Source organism: Micromonospora sp. B11E3 (genome assembly GCF_039871625.1).
GTDB lineage: Bacteria > Actinomycetota > Actinomycetes > Mycobacteriales > Micromonosporaceae > Micromonospora.
The window spans coordinates 1-17,532 of the sequence record NZ_JBDPMC010000031.1 but is presented as its reverse complement, the minus strand read 5'-3'; the positions used below and the strand labels follow the sequence as shown (position 1 = coordinate 17,532).

The 17,532-nt window shown below is 76.1% G+C and carries 20 protein-coding genes; 14 read left to right on the top strand and 6 right to left on the bottom strand.

Annotated features, from left to right (window positions below):
* The first annotated feature begins 78 nt into the window (after positions 1-78).
* From ABGB16_RS17230 to ABGB16_RS17200, 7 genes are all read left to right on the top strand, one after another.
* A complete protein-coding gene (locus ABGB16_RS17230) occupies positions 79-237 on the top strand; it encodes a hypothetical protein (protein WP_165878125.1) in 159 nt (52 codons plus the stop codon).
* Positions 238-243: 6 nt separating this feature from the next.
* On the top strand, positions 244-1,116 hold the full coding sequence (locus ABGB16_RS17225; RefSeq protein ID WP_347669080.1) for a PH domain-containing protein: 873 nt from the start codon (positions 244-246) through the stop codon (positions 1,114-1,116).
* Between the two features lie 104 nt (positions 1,117-1,220).
* Positions 1,221-1,976 carry a SigE family RNA polymerase sigma factor gene (locus ABGB16_RS17220; RefSeq protein WP_347669079.1) on the top strand — a complete coding sequence of 252 codons (756 nt, stop codon included), beginning with the start codon at positions 1,221-1,223 and terminating at the stop codon, positions 1,974-1,976.
* A 5-nt stretch (positions 1,977-1,981) separates the two neighbouring features.
* Positions 1,982-3,274: a hypothetical protein gene (locus ABGB16_RS17215; protein WP_347669078.1), complete on the top strand. Its 1,293-nt coding sequence runs from the start codon at positions 1,982-1,984 to the stop codon at positions 3,272-3,274.
* 10 nt (positions 3,275-3,284) lie between these two features.
* The gene (locus tag ABGB16_RS17210; RefSeq protein ID WP_347669077.1) at positions 3,285-4,166 is read left to right on the top strand and encodes a PHP domain-containing protein; all 882 of its coding nucleotides are present in this window, start codon (positions 3,285-3,287) and stop codon (positions 4,164-4,166) included.
* A 31-nt stretch (positions 4,167-4,197) separates the two neighbouring features.
* Complete coding sequence (locus tag ABGB16_RS17205; RefSeq protein WP_347669076.1) at positions 4,198-4,812, top strand: MarC family protein; 615 nt, start codon at positions 4,198-4,200, stop codon at positions 4,810-4,812.
* A gap of 183 nt (positions 4,813-4,995) precedes the next feature.
* A complete protein-coding gene (locus ABGB16_RS17200; RefSeq protein ID WP_347669146.1) occupies positions 4,996-5,838 on the top strand; it encodes a PD-(D/E)XK nuclease family protein in 843 nt (280 codons plus the stop codon).
* A gap of 19 nt (positions 5,839-5,857) precedes the next feature.
* Here ABGB16_RS17200 and ABGB16_RS17195 read toward each other — a convergent pair whose 3' ends face one another.
* Positions 5,858-6,718: an oxygenase MpaB family protein gene (locus ABGB16_RS17195; protein ID WP_347669075.1), complete on the bottom strand. Its 861-nt coding sequence runs from the start codon at positions 6,716-6,718 to the stop codon at positions 5,858-5,860.
* Between the two features lie 86 nt (positions 6,719-6,804).
* The gene (locus ABGB16_RS17190) at positions 6,805-7,233 is read right to left on the bottom strand and encodes a Fur family transcriptional regulator (protein ID WP_347669074.1); all 429 of its coding nucleotides are present in this window, start codon (positions 7,231-7,233) and stop codon (positions 6,805-6,807) included.
* Positions 7,234-7,539: 306 nt separating this feature from the next.
* Between ABGB16_RS17190 and ABGB16_RS17185 the strand changes: the two genes are divergently transcribed.
* Positions 7,540-8,022 carry a DUF2231 domain-containing protein gene (locus ABGB16_RS17185; RefSeq protein ID WP_347669145.1) on the top strand — a complete coding sequence of 161 codons (483 nt, stop codon included), beginning with the start codon at positions 7,540-7,542 and terminating at the stop codon, positions 8,020-8,022.
* A 67-nt stretch (positions 8,023-8,089) separates the two neighbouring features.
* Here the strand turns inward: ABGB16_RS17185 and ABGB16_RS17180 are convergent, their stop codons facing one another.
* The gene (locus tag ABGB16_RS17180; RefSeq protein WP_347669073.1) at positions 8,090-8,515 is read right to left on the bottom strand and encodes a hypothetical protein; all 426 of its coding nucleotides are present in this window, start codon (positions 8,513-8,515) and stop codon (positions 8,090-8,092) included.
* Between the two features lie 66 nt (positions 8,516-8,581).
* Here ABGB16_RS17180 and ABGB16_RS17175 point away from each other — a divergent pair, with 66 nt between their 5' ends.
* The gene (locus tag ABGB16_RS17175; RefSeq protein ID WP_347669072.1) at positions 8,582-8,767 is read left to right on the top strand and encodes a hypothetical protein; all 186 of its coding nucleotides are present in this window, start codon (positions 8,582-8,584) and stop codon (positions 8,765-8,767) included.
* A gap of 134 nt (positions 8,768-8,901) precedes the next feature.
* Here ABGB16_RS17175 and ABGB16_RS17170 read toward each other — a convergent pair whose 3' ends face one another.
* The 3 genes from ABGB16_RS17170 to ABGB16_RS17160 form a co-directional block, all read right to left on the bottom strand.
* On the bottom strand, positions 8,902-9,492 hold the full coding sequence (locus tag ABGB16_RS17170; protein ID WP_347669071.1) for a flagellar biosynthesis protein FlgA: 591 nt from the start codon (positions 9,490-9,492) through the stop codon (positions 8,902-8,904).
* 136 nt (positions 9,493-9,628) lie between these two features.
* Complete coding sequence (locus ABGB16_RS17165; protein WP_347669070.1) at positions 9,629-10,018, bottom strand: FmdB family zinc ribbon protein; 390 nt, start codon at positions 10,016-10,018, stop codon at positions 9,629-9,631.
* Between the two features lie 18 nt (positions 10,019-10,036).
* Positions 10,037-10,723 carry a 5-formyltetrahydrofolate cyclo-ligase gene (locus tag ABGB16_RS17160; RefSeq protein ID WP_347669069.1) on the bottom strand — a complete coding sequence of 229 codons (687 nt, stop codon included), beginning with the start codon at positions 10,721-10,723 and terminating at the stop codon, positions 10,037-10,039.
* Positions 10,724-10,808: 85 nt separating this feature from the next.
* Between ABGB16_RS17160 and ABGB16_RS17155 the strand changes: the two genes are divergently transcribed.
* The 5 genes from ABGB16_RS17155 (at position 10,809) to ABGB16_RS17135 (ending at position 17,134) form a co-directional block, all read left to right on the top strand.
* The gene (locus ABGB16_RS17155; RefSeq protein WP_347669068.1) at positions 10,809-13,193 is read left to right on the top strand and encodes a diguanylate cyclase; all 2,385 of its coding nucleotides are present in this window, start codon (positions 10,809-10,811) and stop codon (positions 13,191-13,193) included.
* A 9-nt stretch (positions 13,194-13,202) separates the two neighbouring features.
* Positions 13,203-14,204 (top strand): UTP--glucose-1-phosphate uridylyltransferase, encoded by a 1,002-nt coding sequence (locus ABGB16_RS17150; protein ID WP_347669067.1) that lies wholly within the window; start codon positions 13,203-13,205, stop codon positions 14,202-14,204.
* Entirely contained in the window at positions 14,201-15,505 is a 1,305-nt protein-coding gene (gene glp / locus ABGB16_RS17145) for a gephyrin-like molybdotransferase Glp (protein ID WP_347669066.1), read from the top strand. Before ABGB16_RS17150 ends, glp begins: the two co-directional genes overlap by 4 nt.
* A 38-nt stretch (positions 15,506-15,543) precedes the next feature.
* A complete protein-coding gene (locus ABGB16_RS17140; protein ID WP_347669144.1) occupies positions 15,544-16,152 on the top strand; it encodes a GNAT family protein in 609 nt (202 codons plus the stop codon).
* A 178-nt stretch (positions 16,153-16,330) separates the two neighbouring features.
* Positions 16,331-17,134, top strand: coding sequence for a hypothetical protein (locus ABGB16_RS17135; protein WP_347669065.1), 804 nt, complete (start codon positions 16,331-16,333; stop codon positions 17,132-17,134).
* Positions 17,135-17,532 lie beyond the last annotated feature (398 nt).

Here is a 17,532-nt window from a genome sequence, read left to right as displayed (position 1 = left end):
CACTTTACGACACCGTACTGATACTCTGGGTGCCGCTGCGGTAAGTGGACCCGGCGCCGCGCGAGAGGATGGCCCGCCATGGTCAAGAAGGTCCTCACCTGGGCCGGAATCGCGTTCTTGATCTTCTTTGTCGCCTACCGGCCCAACTCCGCCGCAGACGTCTTCAAGTCCATCGGCGGCGGCATCATGGACATCGCACAGGGCTTCGGCGACTTCTTCACCAGCCTCATCGCCTAGCCGGCCATGGGAAGCCCCTCCGGTCCCCCTTTCGACCCCGACGATCCCGACCGGGAGCGCCGCGAGCGAGACACGGAACCGATTCCGAGGATCGGGCCCGAGGACGGGCCCGGCCCGGGCCACGGCCGTCCCGACGGTCCGTCCTTCTCGGACGACTTCGGCTACGGCGACGGTCCGTACTCGGGCGAGGGTCGCTCCGGGCGCGCGTGGGTCCGCGATCCCGAGGCCGGTTACCAGCCTCCGCAGATCACCGAGGACGAGCTGGCCGGCCTGCGGGTGGACGCGTCCGGCATCCCGTCCGGCTCGCGGCGGGTCCTGCCGCTGGAGGACGAGCCCAGCTCGTTGACGGCGCGCTACCTATTCCCCACGGAGCGGTACCGGGGAGAGTGGAAGCGGCACTGGGTCCACCTCGCCACCCCGATCACGGTGGGCATCGCGGCGACCTTCGTGCTCGGTTACCTCTCCGGGTTCCTCGCCGGGCAGGACGTCGGCGCGCTGACCACGGTCGCGGTGCTGCTCTGGTTCGCCGTGATGGGCTGGGTGGCGTGGCGGGTCGCCGACTGGTGGTACGACCGGTTCATCCTGACCAACAAGCGGGTGATGGTGGTCAACGGCATCGTCACCCGCAAGGTGGCGATGATGCCGCTGGCCCGGGTCACCGACATGAAGTACGAGCAGAGCCCGGCCGGCCGCGCGCTCAACTACGGCACGTTCGTGCTGGAGTCCGCTGGTCAGGACCAGGCGCTCCGCGAGATCAAGAACCTGCCCAACCCGAACGAGCTCTACCTGCGCGTGGTCGAAGAGATGTACGAGCCGGCGGCGGTCGAGGCGCGCCTGGGCAAGGAGGCCGACGAGGCCAAGGCCGACGACGGCGCCTGAAACTTTTCGTCCGAACATCGGAGGAAAAGCGCACCGTTTGCCCTCGCCCCGACTCTTCCCGGCATGACAGCCTGCCAGCAGGCACGGGGGCGGGGAGGTGAGCGGTGGTCGACAGGGACCCGCTGGAAGAGGAGTTCCGTGAGTTCGTCGCGGCCCGCTCCGGCGCCCTGCTGCGCACCGCGTACCTGCTCGCGGGGGACTGGGCCACGGCCGAGGACCTGCTCCAGACCGCGCTGACCAAGACGTACCTGGCGTGGAAACGGCTCGGCGGGATCGAGGCGATCGAGCCGTACGCGCGACGGGTCATGGTCAACACCTCGACGAGCTGGTGGCGGCGGCGTTGGCACGGCGAGCGGCCGACCGAGGTGCTGCCCGAGCGGGCCGGCGTGGACGAGATCGAGCAGCAGCTCGACCGGGACGTGCTGTGGCGGCACCTCAGGGCGCTGCCCAGCCGGCAGCGCGCCGTACTGGTGCTGCGGTTCTACGAGGACATGTCGGAGGCGCAGACCGCCGCCCTGCTGGAGATCTCGCCCGGCACGGTGAAGAGCCAGACCTCCCGGGCGCTGGCCACCCTACGGCGCCGGCTGGGCGAGCAGGCCGCGCTGGAGCTGCCCGACGACACGGCGGGGGCGAGGGGCGCCGACCGGCCGACGACCTCCGGCGCCGGCGGCCGTACCGGTGGCGGGGGCCGACCCGGTGCTGCCCGGCCGGCCCCGCGCCGGGCGGCACCGACCCCGCCCGCCGTGGCTTCCACGCCGCCCGCGACGCCGCCCGTCGTGGCTCCCGCCCCGCCCGCGGAGGCCGGCGCGATGCCGCTGCCCGTCGACGTGGTCGACGTGGTCGGCGCGGAGAGCAGGTGAGTGGCGTGCCGACCCCCGCTGACAACCGGACGACCGCCCGGGAGCGTCAACTGGACGTGACACGGGACGAGCTGGAGCGAGCCGTACGGGAGACGTTCTCCCGGCAGGTCGCCGCGCCCCGACCGCTCGCCGCCGACCCGGCCGGCCTGGCCATCCGGCGGGCCGGGCGCATCCGCCGCCGCCGCGCCCTGACCGGCACCGCCCTGGCCGGGGTGGCCACCGTGCTGATCGGCGCCGGCATGGTGAACATCAGCGGGCAGGCGGGACCGCCGGCCACCGACACGGTGGTGCTCGGCGACCCGCGCGGCGCCGCCGGCATGACCTCCCCGGACCCGCTGCCCACGCCGTCGACCGGACCCGCGCGGCCGGTGGTCCGGTCCGCCGTCGACCTGGTCGTCGGCGACGTCCTCACCACGACCCGGGACCGGCAGATCGTCCTGACCGGGATCGCCTCGGTCGATCGGGCGCAGCGCGTCCGCGACGAGGAGGGGTGGCTGGTCGTGGGCGCGCCGAGCGCGGCGGGCCGCACCCTGATGTCCGTGCGGGCCGACGGGACCACCCAGCGGTTGCTCGTGGGGGCCCAGGCGATCGTCCTCGCCGCCGACGGACGGCAGGTCGCCTGGCGCGACGGCGACCACCTCTCCGTCGCCGGGCTCACCGGCGGCAAGTTGATCGCGGTCACCAGCACGCCGGCCCCCGCCGCGGCCGTGCCGGCCGGCTTCGTCGGCGACGCCGTCCTGGTCCGTCTCGACCCGGCCCGCCCCGGGTACGCGCTCTGGCGCCCCTTCGCCGGAGGGCTGACCACCGGGGCCGGACGGGACGTCCTCGCCGTCCACGGGACCCTACCGGACGGGCAGGCGGTCGGCCTGGTCTCGGCCGGTACGCCGCGCCGGCCCTGCCTCGCGCTGCTCGACCCCGCCCGGGGCCTCGCCGCCACCCGTACCGCCTGCGGTCCGGCGCTCGACGCCGACGGGCCCGGCGCGGTCTCCGCCGACGGCCGCTGGCTGCTGGCGAACGGCCGGGCCGGCTCGTCGGCGGCCGCGGCGCTGCTGGTCGACCTGTCCACGCTCGACCGGACGCCGGTGGCCCGGCCCGCCGGCCCGCCGCTGACCGGCGCGGTGTCCTGGACGCCGGCCCAGACCGCCTGGTACGTCGACGGACGCGGCGGCCTGGTGCTGGTACGCCTCGACCGGGCGCTCGCGGGCGAGGCGGCCGGCTCGACCCCGGTGACCGGCGTCAAGCCGGGTACGCGGATCGTGGTCGTCGCCGACGCGGCACCCGCCGGGGGCGCCGGGTAGCGTCGGGGCGATGAGCGCGTACCCGGTGGCGGCCACCGCCCGGATCGACCTGCACGCCCACTCCACGGCCAGCGACGGCACCCTCACCCCGGCCGAGCTGGTCCGGGCCGCGGCCGACACGGGCCTGGACGTGCTCGCGATCACCGACCACGACACCACCGCCGGCTGGGAGCCCGCGGTACGGGCGCTGCCCCCGGGGCTCACCCTGGTCCGGGGCGCGGAACTGTCCTGCCGCTGGTACGGCGTCGAACCGTCCGTGCCGCTGCACCTGCTCGCGTACCTGTTCGACCCCGCCGAGCCGGAGCTGGCCGCGGAGCTGACCCGGGTGCGGGCCGCCCGCGAGGTGCGCGCCGAGCGGACCGTCGAGTTGCTGCGCGCCGACGGCGTCGACGTCAGCTGGCCCGAGGTCCTGGCCGGGGCGGCCGGCGGGACGGTGGGCCGGCCGCACATCGCCCAGGCGCTGATCCGGGCGGGGCTCGTGGCGACCACCACCGAGGCGTTCGGCCCGGCGTGGCTGGGGGAGCGGTACCGGCTGCCCAAGGAGGACATCGACGTGTTCCGGGCCGTGCGGCTGGTCCGGGCCGCCGGCGGGGTGCCCGTCTTCGCCCACCCGAGGGCCACCCGGCGGGGCCGCATCGTGCCCGACCGGCTGATCGTGGAGCTGGCCGGGGCGGGGCTGGCCGGGCTGGAGGCCGACCACGAGGACCACTCCCCGGCCGAGCGGGCGCACGTCCGGGCGCTCGCCGCCGAGCTGGGCCTGCTCGTCACCGGCTCGTCGGACTTCCACGGCACGCACAAGACCGTCCGGCTCGGCGCGTTCACCACCGACGTCGAGGCGTACGAGCGGATCGTGGCCGCCGCCACCGGGGTGACCCCCGTCGCTTCGACCTGAGCATTCCTCGTCCCGCCGCTACCGTGGCGGAGTGGATCTCAAGCTGTTCGGCGAGGTCTTCGTGACCCTGCTGGTGATCGTCGACCCGCCCGGCATGATGCCCATCTTCGTCGCGCTGACCGGGGCGCTGCCCGCCAGGGACCGGAACCGGGCGGCCTGGCAGGCCGTGGCGTTGGCGCTGGGTGTGATCGTCGTCTTCGCCGTGGCCGGGCAGACCCTGCTCGCGTACCTGCACGTGGACCTGCCGGCGCTCCAGGCCGCCGGTGGCCTGCTGCTGGTGCTGGTCGCCCTGGAACTGCTGACCGGCAAGGCCGACGACCCCGCCCAGCAGGCCACCTCGAACGTCGCGCTGGTGCCGCTCGGCACCCCCCTGCTCGCCGGCCCCGGCGCCATCGTGGCGACCATGCTCTTCGTCCAGCAGGCCTACTCGCCCGCCGACTACACCGCGATCGCCGCGGCGATCGTCGCGGTGATGCTCACCGTCTGGGTCGTGCTGCGCTTCTCCGGCGGCATCGTCAAGATCCTCCGCCCCGGCGGGATCGAGGTGCTCACCCGGATCGCCGGCCTGCTGCTGGCCGCCATCGCCGTGCAGCTCATCGCCGACGCGATCGCCAGCTTCGTCACCCAGTACGCGAACATGGCCTGAGCCGCCCGCCGGCGCTCGTCCCCGGCGCGCGGCGACCGCCTGGGCCGGGATGTCGTACGGGCGTGGCAGGATCGCGGAGTGCGACCCCCCTCCCCGTCCGGCCGATCCGGCCGACCCGCCGCCGAGCCCGGTCGGGCCCCCCGGCCCCGCGCCGCCCAGCCCGAGCAGCTCGGCTTCGAGGGCATGCCGGAGCGGCTCTTCGTCTGCACCCCCAGCAAGCTCGGCGCGTACGCGGACTGCCCGCGTCGCTACCGCTACTCGTACGTGGACCGGCCCGCGCCGCCGAAGGGCCCGCCGTGGGCGCACAACTCGCTCGGCGCCAGCGTGCACAACGCCCTGAAGAACTGGTACGCCCTGCCCGCCGACCGCCGCCGCCCCGAGGCGCTGCCGACGCTGCTGAAGGGCACGTGGGTCCGGGAGGGCTACCGCGACGAGGAGCAGGAGCGCGACGCGTACCGGCGGGCGCTGGCCTGGCTGGAGTCCTACGTCGACACCCTGGAGCCGGAAGCCGAGCCGGTCGGCGTCGAGCGGGTGGTGGCGGTGAAGACGGCGGTGCTGGCGTTCAACGGCCGCGCCGACCGGATCGACGCGCGGCCCGGCCCCGGCGGCCCCGAGCTGGTCATCGTCGACTACAAGACGGGTCGTACGGGGCTGGACGCGGACGACGCGCGGGGCTCGCAGGCGCTGGCCCTCTACGCGTACGCCGCGGAGCGGGTGTTCCGCCGGCCGTGCCGCCGGGTGGAGCTGCACCACCTGCCGACGGGCACCGTCGCGGCGCACGAGCACACCCCCGAGTCGCTGGCCCGCCAGGTCACCCGCGCCGAGGACGCCGCGCGGGACATCATGGCCGCCGAGCGGGCGGTCGCCGACGGCGCCGACCCGGACGACGCCTTCCCGACCACCCCGGGGCCGCGCTGCGGCTGGTGCGACTACCGCCGTACCTGCCCGGCCGGCGCCCAGGCGCCGGGAAAGGAGCCCTGGGCGGCGCTGGAACGCCCCGCCGGCCCCGTACCCGACGAGTCCTGACCGGCGCGGGACCGGCGGCTCAACCGGTCAGGCCGGCGGTGGCCAGCCGCGCCCGCTCCTTCGCGGCCTGCTGCAGGGGTCCCTCCCGCCAGCGGCGGGGCAGGGCGGCCAGGGTGAGCCGCAGGGCGCGCACGGTGAGGTCCGCCGACAGTTCGGTGACCGGCAGGCCGAGCCCGCCGTACCGGCGGCGGGCCCACGCCGGCAGCAGCGCGAACGCGGTGCCGGCGACCCCCAGGTACGCCCACCGCGCCGGCCCGAGGTTCAACCCGAGCCGGGCCGGCAGGCTGAGCTTCCACGGCAGCGGCGGCGCGGTCAGGAAGAGGGCCGTCTCCGCCGCCTCCCGGGTGAGCCGCAGCTCGGGCCGGATCCGGCGGTAGTATCCGGCCACCTCGGCCGCGCTGCCCGGCACCTCGGCCGGGTCCAGCCCCACCAGGGCCGCCGTCCGGCGCTGCTCGGCGTAGTAACGGTCCGCCTCCGCGTCGGTGAGCGGCAGGCCCGCCCGGCGCGCGGTGCTCAGGAACGACTCGACCTCGGTGACGTGCACCCAGCGCAGCAGCTCCGGCTCGTCGATCCGGAACGGCTCCCCGGTGAACGGGTCGGTGGCCCGCAGCCGGGCGTGCAGCCGGCGCAGCCGGGCGCCCGCCGCCTCGGCCTCGGCGGTCGTGCCGTAGACGGCGGTCGCCACGTACGTGGCGGTGCGGGCCAGCCGGCCCCAGGCGTCGGCCCGGTAGTTGCTGTTCTGTGCCACTCCGGCCATCGCCCGGGGGTGCAACGCCTGGAGGTAGAGCGCGCGCAGGCCGGCGACGATCAGGATCGGCTCCCCGTGCACCTTCCACGTGACCGATCCCGGACCGAACAGGCCGAGGTCATCGGAGTTCACCGCCCCAGCCTGCCACGCCGTCCAGGTGGATAGTCGACGGTGCGGCGGACCGCCGGCCGGTCGTCGACGGAGCGGCGGGGCCCAGGTCAGTCGTCGGCGGAGCGGCGGGCCTGGCAGGCCGGGCAGAGGCCCCAGAAGGTCACCTCGGCCTCGTCCACCTCGAACCCGTGCGAGGTGATCGGGTCGAGGCAGGGGGCGGCGCCGACCGCGCAGTCGATGTCGGCGATCTCGCCGCACCCGCGGCAGACCACGTGGTGGTGGTTGTCGCCGGCCCGCGCCTCGTACCGGGCGGGGCTGCCGGCCGGCTCGATCCGGCGGGACAGCCCGGCGCGGGAGAGCGCGCCGAGAACGTCGTAGACCGCCTGGATGGACACGGAGTCGAGGCGTTCCCGCACCCGGCGGGTGATCTCGTCGACCTCCAGGTGGCCGCCGGCGGCCAGGACCTCCAGCACGGCGAGGCGCGGCCGGGTGACCCGCAGGCCCCTCGACCGGAGCAGTTCCTCGCCGCTGGTCATGAGTCAATGACAGCACGCGCCCCACCTGGCGACAACCGAGCGTCCTGGCAGGTGGCACGGACCACAGCGTCGGCGAGGCCCACCCGGGCCGGGCGCCGCCATCCGGGGGTGTTGCCGCCATGTCGCCGACATGGCGGCATTGGGAAGGTTCGGAGTCCCCAATGTCGCCGACATCGCGCCGAGCCCGGGCTGGTGGCTGAACCGCGCGCCCGGCGCGTGCGTGTGCCAGATCGTCAGTACTGCCGCGCCCGGCTGGTCGTCGTACGCTGGCTGCCCGCGGTACCGCGTCCACTGCCGGAGGTGTCGGTGTTCAGGGAGATCAACGGACTGCCGGGGCACGCCCTGATCGTCCATGCAGCCGTGGTGTTCGTTCCGCTGCTGGCGCTGCTCGCCTCCGCGTACGGACTGGTGCCCCGGTGGCGTCCCCGACTCGGCTGGGCGGTGGCGATCCTGGCCGTGCTGGGCCCGATCGTCGCCTGGGTGGCGACCGAGTCGGGCGAGGAACTGGAGCGCGTGCTGGCGGAGAAGGGCTACCCGCCGCAGATCCTCGACAAGGTGCGCGAGCACGCCGAGTACGGCGACACGCTGCTCTGGTTCACCGTGGGCCTCGCCGTGGCGGCCATCCTCCTGCTGCTGGTGACCCGCAACGACGACCGGGTGTCCCGGCTGCCGTCCTGGGCGCCCCTGCTGCTGACCGTCGTGGTGGTCGTGCTGTCCGCCACCGCGCTGGTCTACGGCGTGCTGACCGGCGACACCGGCGCCCAGGCCGTCTGGGGCGGCACTCTCTGACCCACCGTCCGGTCCGGTCCTGGTCCGGGCCGGGTCCGGACCCGCGCCCGGGCGGCGGGCGGGCCGCTCAGAAGAGCATCCGCGAGCAGAGCACGCAGACGAGGACCACCAGCACCACCGCCGCGACCCCGCCGACGCTCCAGGTGACCAGTTGGGCCCGCTGCTCCGCGGCGTCCAGTTCGGCCATGTCCTGCGGCGGCAACCGCCGCGGCGGCGGCGCCTGGAGGTGGAGCGGGGGCCGCCAGCCGGGCGGCGGTGGCGTGGTCGGCGGCGGACCGGCGTACCCGGTGGCCGCGCCGCCCACCGGGGGCGCGCCCGACGGCTGGCCCCCCGGTGGCACCGCTGCGGTCGGGCTCGGCGGCTGGCCCCCCGGTGGCACCGCTGCGGTCGGGCTCGACGGCACCGCCGCGGTCGGCCCGGAGGCGCCGCCGGGGGTGTCCGGCGGGCGTCGCCAGAAGTCGTCCTCGGGGCGCTCACCGCTGGGCGTCGTCACGTCGTCCGACGCTACCAATCCGCGGGCCGCGCGGCCGGTCGGAGGCGGGTCCGATTCCGGGTATTCTTGCCCTTCGTGAGCATCGACCCGGGGACGCAGGCGCGCGGCGACGACGACCGCGCCGTCGACCTGAGCGAGGACTTCGTGGTGCTGCCCGAGCAGACGTCCGACGACACGGACCGGGGCTGGGGCGAGGTGTCCGGCAGCAACGACGACTGGCTGCTCGCCGAGCGCCCCCCGCACTGGGACTGAGCACCCTCGCGTCGGGCTTCCTGTCCGCTTCGCACCTGGCCTTCCCGTCCGCTTCGTGCCCGGCTCTCGCCGGCCTTCCCGCCCGCGTCGGGCGCCGTCAGCCCGCGGACCACGACTCAGCCGCGGACCACGACTCAGCCGCGGACCACGATCGCGAAGCGGCTGCCCTCCGGCAGGCCCACCGCGCGGTGTGCCTGTTCGGGGCTGAGCGCCAGGTAGAGCGCGGAGGAGCCGTCCACGGCGCCGGCCCCGACCACGTCGAGCACCAGCGCGCGGGGCGCCAGCAGGTCGGCCTCGGCGGCCCGGTCGTCGGCCGGTACGGCGAGCAGGTCGACCCGGGCGCCGGGGCGTACCACCGCGAGCGCGGCCGGCTCAGCCAGCCGGACCGGCACGCCGACCGCCCCGTCGGGCAGTGGCAGGGCGGCGGCCGTCGGCGGCCCGCTCGGCCCGGCCCCGCCGCTCGTCCCAGAGGCACCGTCCGGTCCGCTGCCGGCGCTCGGCCCGCCGCCCGGGGACGCCGTGGCCCCGTGGGACCCGGACGCGCCGGGGGCCGACGGGCAGCCGGACGGCGTCTGGAGCACCGCCGCGGCGAGGCCGAGCAGGGCGGCGACCAGGGCGGCCCGCAACAGGGTGGACCGGCGGGGGTGGCGTGGCCAGCGCACCGGCCGCAGTGACCCGGACCCCACCGCCCCGCTGGCCGCCATGCCGCCCTCCCGCCTCGTCACCCGCGCCGCGGTGGCGCCGGGAGCAGCAGGCTAGGCGGCGGACGACAGGCCGCGCCCGGGTCGGGGCACGGCCTGTGGACAACGGGGGCGCCTGTGGAAAACCCCCACCGGGCGCGCGGATCTGCTACGGGGCGGGTCAGGAGGCGCTGGCCGCCGGGGCCTTCGCCGCGCCGCCCGAGGACGACCCGGAGGAGCCGGACGACCCGTTGGACGCGCTGGTGGAGCCGCCGGACGTGCTCGACGAGCCGGAGTCGCCGCCGGAGGACGACTCGGACTTGGCCGGCTTGCCGGACCCGTTCTTGGCGGTGTCGGAGCCGGAGCCGGAGCCGGAGCGGGAGTCGGTGCGGTAGAAGCCCGAGCCCTTGAAGACGATGCCGACGGAGTTGAAGAGCTTGCGCAGCTGTCCCTCACACGCGGGGCACTCGGTCAGCGGCTCGTCAGAGAAGGACTGCACCGCCTCGAGCTGGTGGCCACACGCGGTGCAGGCGTACTGGTACGTGGGCACGTTCTCCTCCGGATCTGGCACGGCCTGTTGGCACTCGACTTATTCGAGTGCCAATGGTGCGTCATCCGACCCGGGTTCGTCCAGCGGAAGTGCCGGGGCCGACACCGGGCCGGCTGCCAGCGTACGCAGCCCCGTGGCCGGGGCGACCACCGCGCGCACCGGCCGGTCGTGCGGCTCGGCGGGCAGGTGTTTCAGCAGCTCACCGTCGTGCAGCAGAGCCACCGTCAGGGCGGTCCCGCCGACCCGGGCCAGCGCCCGGTCGTACGAGCCGCCGCCGCGCCCGAGCCGCCGGCCGCCCCGGTCCACCGCCAGGGCGGGCACCACCACCAGCTGCGCGTCGGCGACCGCCGAGCAGCCCAGCCGGGGGCCGGCCGGCTCGCGCAGCCCGCGCCCGGCCGCCACCAGGCACCCCGGACCCGGGTACGCCGCCCAGTCCAGGTCCAGGTCCTCCCGCAGCACCGGCAGCAGCAGCTCGGCGTCGGGCGGCAGCGCGGCGCGCAGCGCCTCCGGCAGCTCCGGCCCGCCCGGCTCCGAGCCGACCGGGACGTACGCGGTCATCCGGGCCGGGCGCAGCCGGCGTACCAGGTCGACGAGCGCGGCCCGGACGGACGCCGCCGCCTGCGCCCGGCGCGCGGCCGGCAGCGCGCGGCGGCGGGCCAGCAACTCCACCCGGAGGCGGCGTTTCGCCTCGTGGGTCACTTCCGCTTCATCAGAAAAATCCGGCACGCAACACTCCTGACGCAACGTTTACCCCGCCGTCGCACTGTGTCAGCATCGCTAGCATCGAACGCGCAACTTCCGGGGGGAAGCGTTGACGCTACGCGGGCGGTTGACGGCGGCCTTCCTCGTGGTGGTCCTCGGCCCCGTCCTGCTCGGAGCGTTCTTCGTCGGCACGACCATGGCGGCCGTCGACCGCGGCCGGTCGGCGGAACGGCTCGGCCTGGCCGCCGCGACCGTCCGTACCTCGGTCGACGCCCTCTGCCAGCAACTGCGCGCGGCGGCCGACTCGGTCGCCCTCGCCCCCGACGCGGCGGGGCGGGCGGGCGCGGCCAGGCAGGTGGTCAGCCGCGGCCTGGCCGCCGCGGTCGTGGTCGCCGACGTGACCGGGCAGGTCCGCTACGCCACCCCCGGCGCCCCCGCCCAGCCCTGGCTGGACTGCTCCGCCGCACGGCCCGCCCCCGGCCCGGTGCGGGTGCTCGGCGCCCGCGTCGGGCTGCGCGACCGGGCCGGCAGGGACCTGGGCACCGTCGCCGCGGCGCAACCCGTCGACCCGGCGTTCGTCGCCCGGCTGGCGGCGGTCACGGGGGTCGCCGTCACCCTCCTCGACGACGCCGGCGGCGCCGACCAGGTCGCGCACACCACCGAGGCCGCCGGGGTACGCGACGCGGTGCTGGCCGCCGCCGGCACAGCCGCGGGCGACCGGGTCGCCGAGACCGCCGACGGCCGGTACGTCCGCCGGGCGGGTCCCGCGCCGGGGCAGCCCCTGCCGCTGGTGCTCTCCGTGCGGAGCGAGCAGCCCCCCGGCCTGTACGCGGCGCTGACCGGCGCGGTCGTGCTCGCCGCGCTGCTGGCGGTGCTCGCCGCCTGGCGACTGGCCCGGGTCACCACCCGGCCGCTGGTGGAGCTGGCCGGCGCGGTGGACCGGGTGACCCAGGGCGAACTGGACACCCGGGTGCCGGTGCGCAGCCGGGACGAGATCGGCCGGCTCGCCAGCGCGTTCAACCGGATGACCCAGGAGACCGGCTCGTACGTGCAGGTGCTGACCAGCAGCCGGGACCAGTTGCGCGGGCACCTCGCGGTGCTCGGTGACACCCTGGCCAGCACCCACGACCTGCAGCGCATCCTGCGGGTCATCCTGCACAGCGCGATCGCGGCCACCGGCGCCCGGGCCGGGGCCGTTCTGCTGGTGGACGGCGCCGTGCTGGTGGGGCAGTGCGCCGAGGGCCTGGACGGGCGCTGGCCCACCAGCCCGGCGCCGGGGCCGGCCGACGCGTCGGCGCTGCGGGTGCCGGTGGGCAGCGGGGTGGTCGGCGCGGTGGCGGCGACCGGGGAGGCGCGCCGGGGGAGGGCGGAGCCGTTCGCGCCCCTGACGGGGGAGCCGCGCTGCGAGACGTACGTGGCGGTGCCCTTCGCGGCCCCCGGCGGCCCGGCCCGGTCCGGCGTGGACCTGGGCGGGGCGGCCCGGGCGGGCATGGACCCGGGCGGGACGGCCTGGTCCGGCGTGGACCCGGTCGGGGCGGAGCCGGCGCCACCCGCGGCGGCCCTGGGCGTGCTGGCTCTCTACGACCGGCTGGGCGCCGACGAGTTCGACGACGACGACCTGGTCACCCTGCGCACCTTCGCGGGGCACGCGGCGGTGGCCGTGGACAACGTCCGGGCGCACGAGGAGGCCCAGCGGCTGTCGCTGACCGACCCGCTGACCGGGCTGTGGAACTACCGCTACCTGCGCGAGTCGATCCGCCGGGAGGTGGAGCGGGCCAGTCGGTTCGGCCGGATGCTCAGCGTCCTGGCGCTGGACCTGGACCGGTTCAAGGCGGTCAACGACACCTGGGGGCACGCCGCCGGGGACGCGGTGCTCGTCGAGTTCGCCCGGCGGGTCCGGGGCGAGATCCGCGAGGTGGACCTGGCGTTCCGCCAGGGTGGGGAGGAGTTCGTGGTGCTGCTGCCGGAGACGGACGCGCGGGGCGCGACGATCGTGGCCGAGCGCCTCGGCGCGGCGGTCCGGGGCGCCCCGGTGGCGCTCGACGGCCCGGACGGGGTGGCGATCGCCGTCACCGTCTCCGTGGGCATCGCCGTGTATCCCGACCACGCCACCACCGGCCAGCAGGTCCTCGACGCCGCCGACGAGGCCCTGTACGCGGCGAAGGCGGCCGGGCGGGACGCCTGGCGGCTGGCCGACCCGCGCCCCTGGCCCCCGACCCGGGAACTTCCCGTCCTGGCCGGGGCGGTCACCCCGGCCGACGGTCTGCCGCGGGCGGGCGCTCCCGCGGTCCCGCCGGACGACCCGCCCCGGGCGGTCGCGCCGGTCGGCCCGGCCGAGGTCGACCCCGCGCGGATCGACCCGGCCGTGGCGCGGGCCGCCCTGGTCGGCCCCGCCGAGGTCGACCCGGCGCGGGCCGATCCGGACGTGGCGCGGGTCGCACCGGGCGGCGCGTCTTCCGGTCCTCACCCGCCGCGGCAGAGCCGTGGCCGATAGTCTCGCGACATGTCGGAGCACTCAGCGAACTCCTCAGCGGCCGCCGCGACCGGCCGCGCCCGCGCGGTCAAGGCCGTCATTCCGGCCGCCGGCCTGGCCACCCGGTTCCTGCCGGCCACCAAGGCGGTGCCGAAGGAGCTGCTGCCGGTGGTCGACCGGCCGGTCCTCCAGTACATCGTCGAGGAGGCGACCCAGGCCGGCATCGGCGACGTGCTGCTGGTCACCGGTCGGGGCAAGACAGCCATGGTGGACTACTTCGACCAGCGCCCCGACCTGGAGGCGAAGCTGGAGGAGAAGGGCGACACCGCCAGGCTGGCGGCGGTGCGCCGCCCCAGCGAACTGGCCGAGATCTACACCTGCCGCCAACCGCAGGCGCTCGGCCTCGGCCACGCCGTCGGGTACGCCGAGTCGCACGTCGGCGACCAGCCCTTCGCGGTGCTGCTCGGCGACGAGTTCGTCAACCTCTCCGAGCCGCTGCTGCCCGCGATGCTGGAGCTGCAGGCCCGCACCGGCGGCGTGGTGCTGGCATTCTTCGAGGTCGACCCGGCCGAGACCAAGCGGTACGGCATCGCCTCCGTGGAGCCGGCCGAGGCGGAGCTGACCGACATCGGCGAGGTCGTCCGGGTGACGGGCCTGGTGGAGAAGCCCACACCGGAGGAGGCGCCGAGCAACCTCGCCGTCCTGGGCCGGTACGTGCTGCCGAGCAAGATCTTCGACGCGATCCGCCGTACGAAGCCGGGCAGCGGCGGCGAGATCCAGCTGACCGACGCGATGGAACTGCTGCGCACCGAGGGCACCCCGGTACACGCCATCGTCTACCGCGGCATCCGCTACGACACAGGGATGCCCCTCGGCTACCTCCAGACCGTGGTGCAGATCGCCTGCGAGCGCGAGGACCTGGGCGCCGCGTTCCGCGCGTGGCTCACCGACTTCGTCAACGCCGGCGACGAGACGGTCACCTCGGCGATCCTGAACGGGGCGCGCGGCGCGTCGGGCGGTCCTAGTACATGACCACGACGGCCGACGCCGAGGCGGCCGCGAACGAGTTGACGCCGCTCGCCGACTACCTGGGCAGCGTGCTGCGCAGGTTACGCGCGCTGCCTCCGCTCGACCTCGACCTCACCCAGGCGTACGGCAACGTCCTCGCCGAGGACGTCGTCGCGCCGCACTCGTTCCCGGCCTTCGACCAGGCGGCGGTGGACGGGTACGCGGCCCGCTGGGAGGACCTCTCCGGCGCGGGCCGGGTCGCGGGATACCGCGGCTCCGGCCCCGCGGGGCGCACCGTGCGGCTCAACGTGGTCGGCGACCTCGGCGCGGCGAGCTGGCGGCCGGTCCGGCTCACCCCCGGCTCGTGCTTCTCGGTGGCCGCCGGGGCGCCGCTGCCGATCGCCGCGGACGTGGTGGTGCCCGTGGAGTGGACCGACCAGGGCATGGCCGCGGTGGAGATCTTCCGCACCCCCAAGCGCGGGTACGGGGTGCGCCGGGCCGGCGAGGAGCTGCCGGCCGGCACCGTGCTCGCCCGTGCCGGCACGTATGTCACCCCGGCGCTCGTCGCCGTCTTCGCCGCTACCGGCATCGGGCACGTGGTGGTCCGGCCCAGCCCCCGGGTGGTCGTCGTGGCCACCGGCGACGAACTGGTCGAGGTCGGTCGGGGCAGCCAGCCGGGCCAGGTGGTGGACGCCAACTCGCACGCGCTGACCGCCGCCGCGGCCGAGGTCGGCGCGCTGGCGTACCGGGTGGGCATCTGCGACGACGACCCGGAGGGGCTGCGCGGCCTCCTGGAGGACCAGACGCTGCGCGCCGACCTGATCATCACCACCGGCGGCACCGGGACGGGGCCGGGCGACATGGTCCGCCGCATCCTGTCCCGCCGCGAGGGCGGCCGGGCGGGACCGGTCGCCTTCACGGAGGTCGCCCTGTATCCGGGAACCGCGCTCGGGTTCGGTACGGTCGGCGCCGAGGAGGTGCCGGTGGTCTGTCTACCCGGTGAGCCCGGCGCGGCGCTGATCGGCTTCGAGGTGCTGGCCCGCCCGGCCATCAACCTGCTGGCCGGGGCGGAGCCCGTGTTCCGGCCGAGCGTCCGCGCCCACCTGCTGGAGACCATCACCTCGCCGGGCGGGCTGCGCGAGTTCCGCCCGGCGCACGTCGCCGAGCGGCGCGGCGGCGGCTACACCGTCCAGCCGCTGCCGGGCGGGCCGTTCACCCTCTCCGGGCTGGCCGAGGCGAACGGGCTGATGGTGCTCGGCGAGCGGGTCACCACGGCCGCCGCCGGCTCCACCGTGGACGTCCTCCTGCTGGACCGGCGCCGGTGAGTTCTGGGTGGTTCGGGCGGTCGCCGGGCTGGCCGGCGGTGCTCGCGGACGGTCCGGTGCTGCTGCGCCCGTACCGGCGCTCGGACGCGGCGGCCTGGTCGGAGGTGCGCCGCGCCAACCGGAGCTGGCTGGCCCCGTGGGAGTCCTCCCTGCCGGGGAGCTGGGACGAGCTGAACTCGCCTGCCGCGTTCCGCTGGATGTACCGGGACCTGCGCCGCTCGGCCCGCACGGGCGACGGGATGCCGTTCGCGGTGTGCCTGCGCGAGTGCGGGCGGGAGCGGCTGGTCGGCCACCTCAACATCGGCAGCATCGTCCGGCGGGCGTTCTGCTCCGCGTACGCCGGCTACTGGGTCGACTCGCGGGTCGCCGGCCAGGGGGTCATCCCCACGGCGCTGGCGCTCGCCGTCGACCACGCCTTCGGCCCCGGCGGGCTGCACCGGATCGAGGTGAACATCCGGCCGGAGAACGCGCCGTCTCGCCGGGTGGTGGAGAAGCTGGGCTTCCGCGAGGAGTCGTACCACGTGCGTTACATGCACATCGACGGCGCCTGGCGCGACCACATCGGATACGCGATGACCAGCGAGGAAGTGCTCGCCGAGGGCGGTCTGCTGGCCCGCTGGCACCGGCTGCGCGCGACCACCGGGTGAACCGTCCCACCCCCGTCGGCTCGGCGCGGCGCGCAATCATCGCGGTCGGCGGCCCGTAACCTCAAGTAACTGTAAGCTGCGGCGACGGCTGGCCGTCCGCATGATCGACCGCCCGCGCCGGGCACCGTCGAAGATCCTGCGGCCGTACGGCGGTTGCCCGAACTCGGTGACGGGAGGGGTGAGGGTGCCGACCTCGGTGCTCCTCGCCGTCCTCGCCGCCGCCGGTCTGCTCGCCCTCGCCCCGGCGCTCGTCCGCCGGTACGACGCCACCGAGCGGCTGGTGGCGGAGCGGGCGCAGTCGACGGCGCGGGTGCTCCAACGCCGCCGACGGCGCCGCACTGTTCCCGGCCGCCGGCCGGTCAACGCACCCCGCTCACTCGTCATCACCCTGAGCGAAGATCCGGTCACGGGCGGTCTGTCCGCGCCGGTCTCCGCGCCGCCCGCCCCGGCCCCCTCCCGGCGCCGGCCGAGCCGGCTGCGGGCCGTGGCGCCGCCCGAGAAGTCCCGTCGACGGACCCCGCCCCGGCGTCGGCCGCACACCCCCGCGGTCTACCGGCGCCGGCGGGTGTTGGCCGCCCTGCTGCTGCTCAACCTCGTCGAGCTGATCGGGGTGCTGCTGGTGAGCCCCGGGTTCTGGATCAGCTTCTCGGTCACCGCCACCCTGCTCGTGGCGTACGTCGCGCACCTGCGCAGGAGGGTGCTGGCCGAGCGCCGCCGGCGGCGGGCCCGGGCCCGCGAGGCCGCCTGGCTGGCCGCCCGGCAGGCCGAGGTGCGCCGGGAGCAGGCCCGCCGCCAGGCGGCCCGCCGGGAGGCGCAGCGCCGCCTGGCGGCCCAGCGCGAGGCAGTACGCCGTACGGCGATGGGCCTGGACCGCCCCGCGGACCTGCCGGCGGCGGCCAGCGGCGGCTCCGTCTCGTACCGCCGCGCGGGCGGCCTGCGCGGCCGCCCGTACCAGTCGGGCCGCACCTCCCACACGGCCTGACCCTCCGGGTGTGGGCGGGGACCCCGCCATGTCGGCGACATGGGCGCGTCTGTGTGGCGGGGATGCCGCTATGTCGGCGATATGGGCGTATCCGCATGGAGGGGACCCCGCCGTATCGCCGACATGGAGTCGATCACTGCGCCGGGGCGGGCGCCCCGCCCCGGTGTTGGGCGATGCGCGTCGCCGGCGATATGGGCGCGTCTGTGTGGCGGGGATGCCGCTACGTCGGCGATATGGGCGTATCCGCATGGCGGGGACCTCGCCATGTCGGCGACATGGAGTCGATCACTGCGCCGGGGCGGGCGCCCCGCCCCGGTGTTGGGCGATGCGCGTCGCCGGCGATATGGGCGCGTCTGTGTGGCGGGGATGCCGCTACGTCGGCGATATGGGCGTATCCG

Coding starts and splice junctions, on each gene's coding strand:
- ABGB16_RS17230 (WP_165878125.1), top strand. CDS start 79: ATGGTCAAGAAGGTCCTCACCTGGGCCGGAATCGCGTTCTTGATCTTC.
- ABGB16_RS17225 (WP_347669080.1), top strand. CDS start 244: ATGGGAAGCCCCTCCGGTCCCCCTTTCGACCCCGACGATCCCGACCGG.
- ABGB16_RS17210 (WP_347669077.1), top strand. CDS start 3,285: ATGAGCGCGTACCCGGTGGCGGCCACCGCCCGGATCGACCTGCACGCC.
- ABGB16_RS17200 (WP_347669146.1), top strand. CDS start 4,996: ATGCCGGAGCGGCTCTTCGTCTGCACCCCCAGCAAGCTCGGCGCGTAC.
- ABGB16_RS17190 (WP_347669074.1), bottom strand. CDS start 7,233: ATGACCAGCGGCGAGGAACTGCTCCGGTCGAGGGGCCTGCGGGTCACC.
- ABGB16_RS17150 (WP_347669067.1), top strand. CDS start 13,203: ATGTCGGAGCACTCAGCGAACTCCTCAGCGGCCGCCGCGACCGGCCGC.
- glp (WP_347669066.1), top strand. CDS start 14,201: ATGACCACGACGGCCGACGCCGAGGCGGCCGCGAACGAGTTGACGCCG.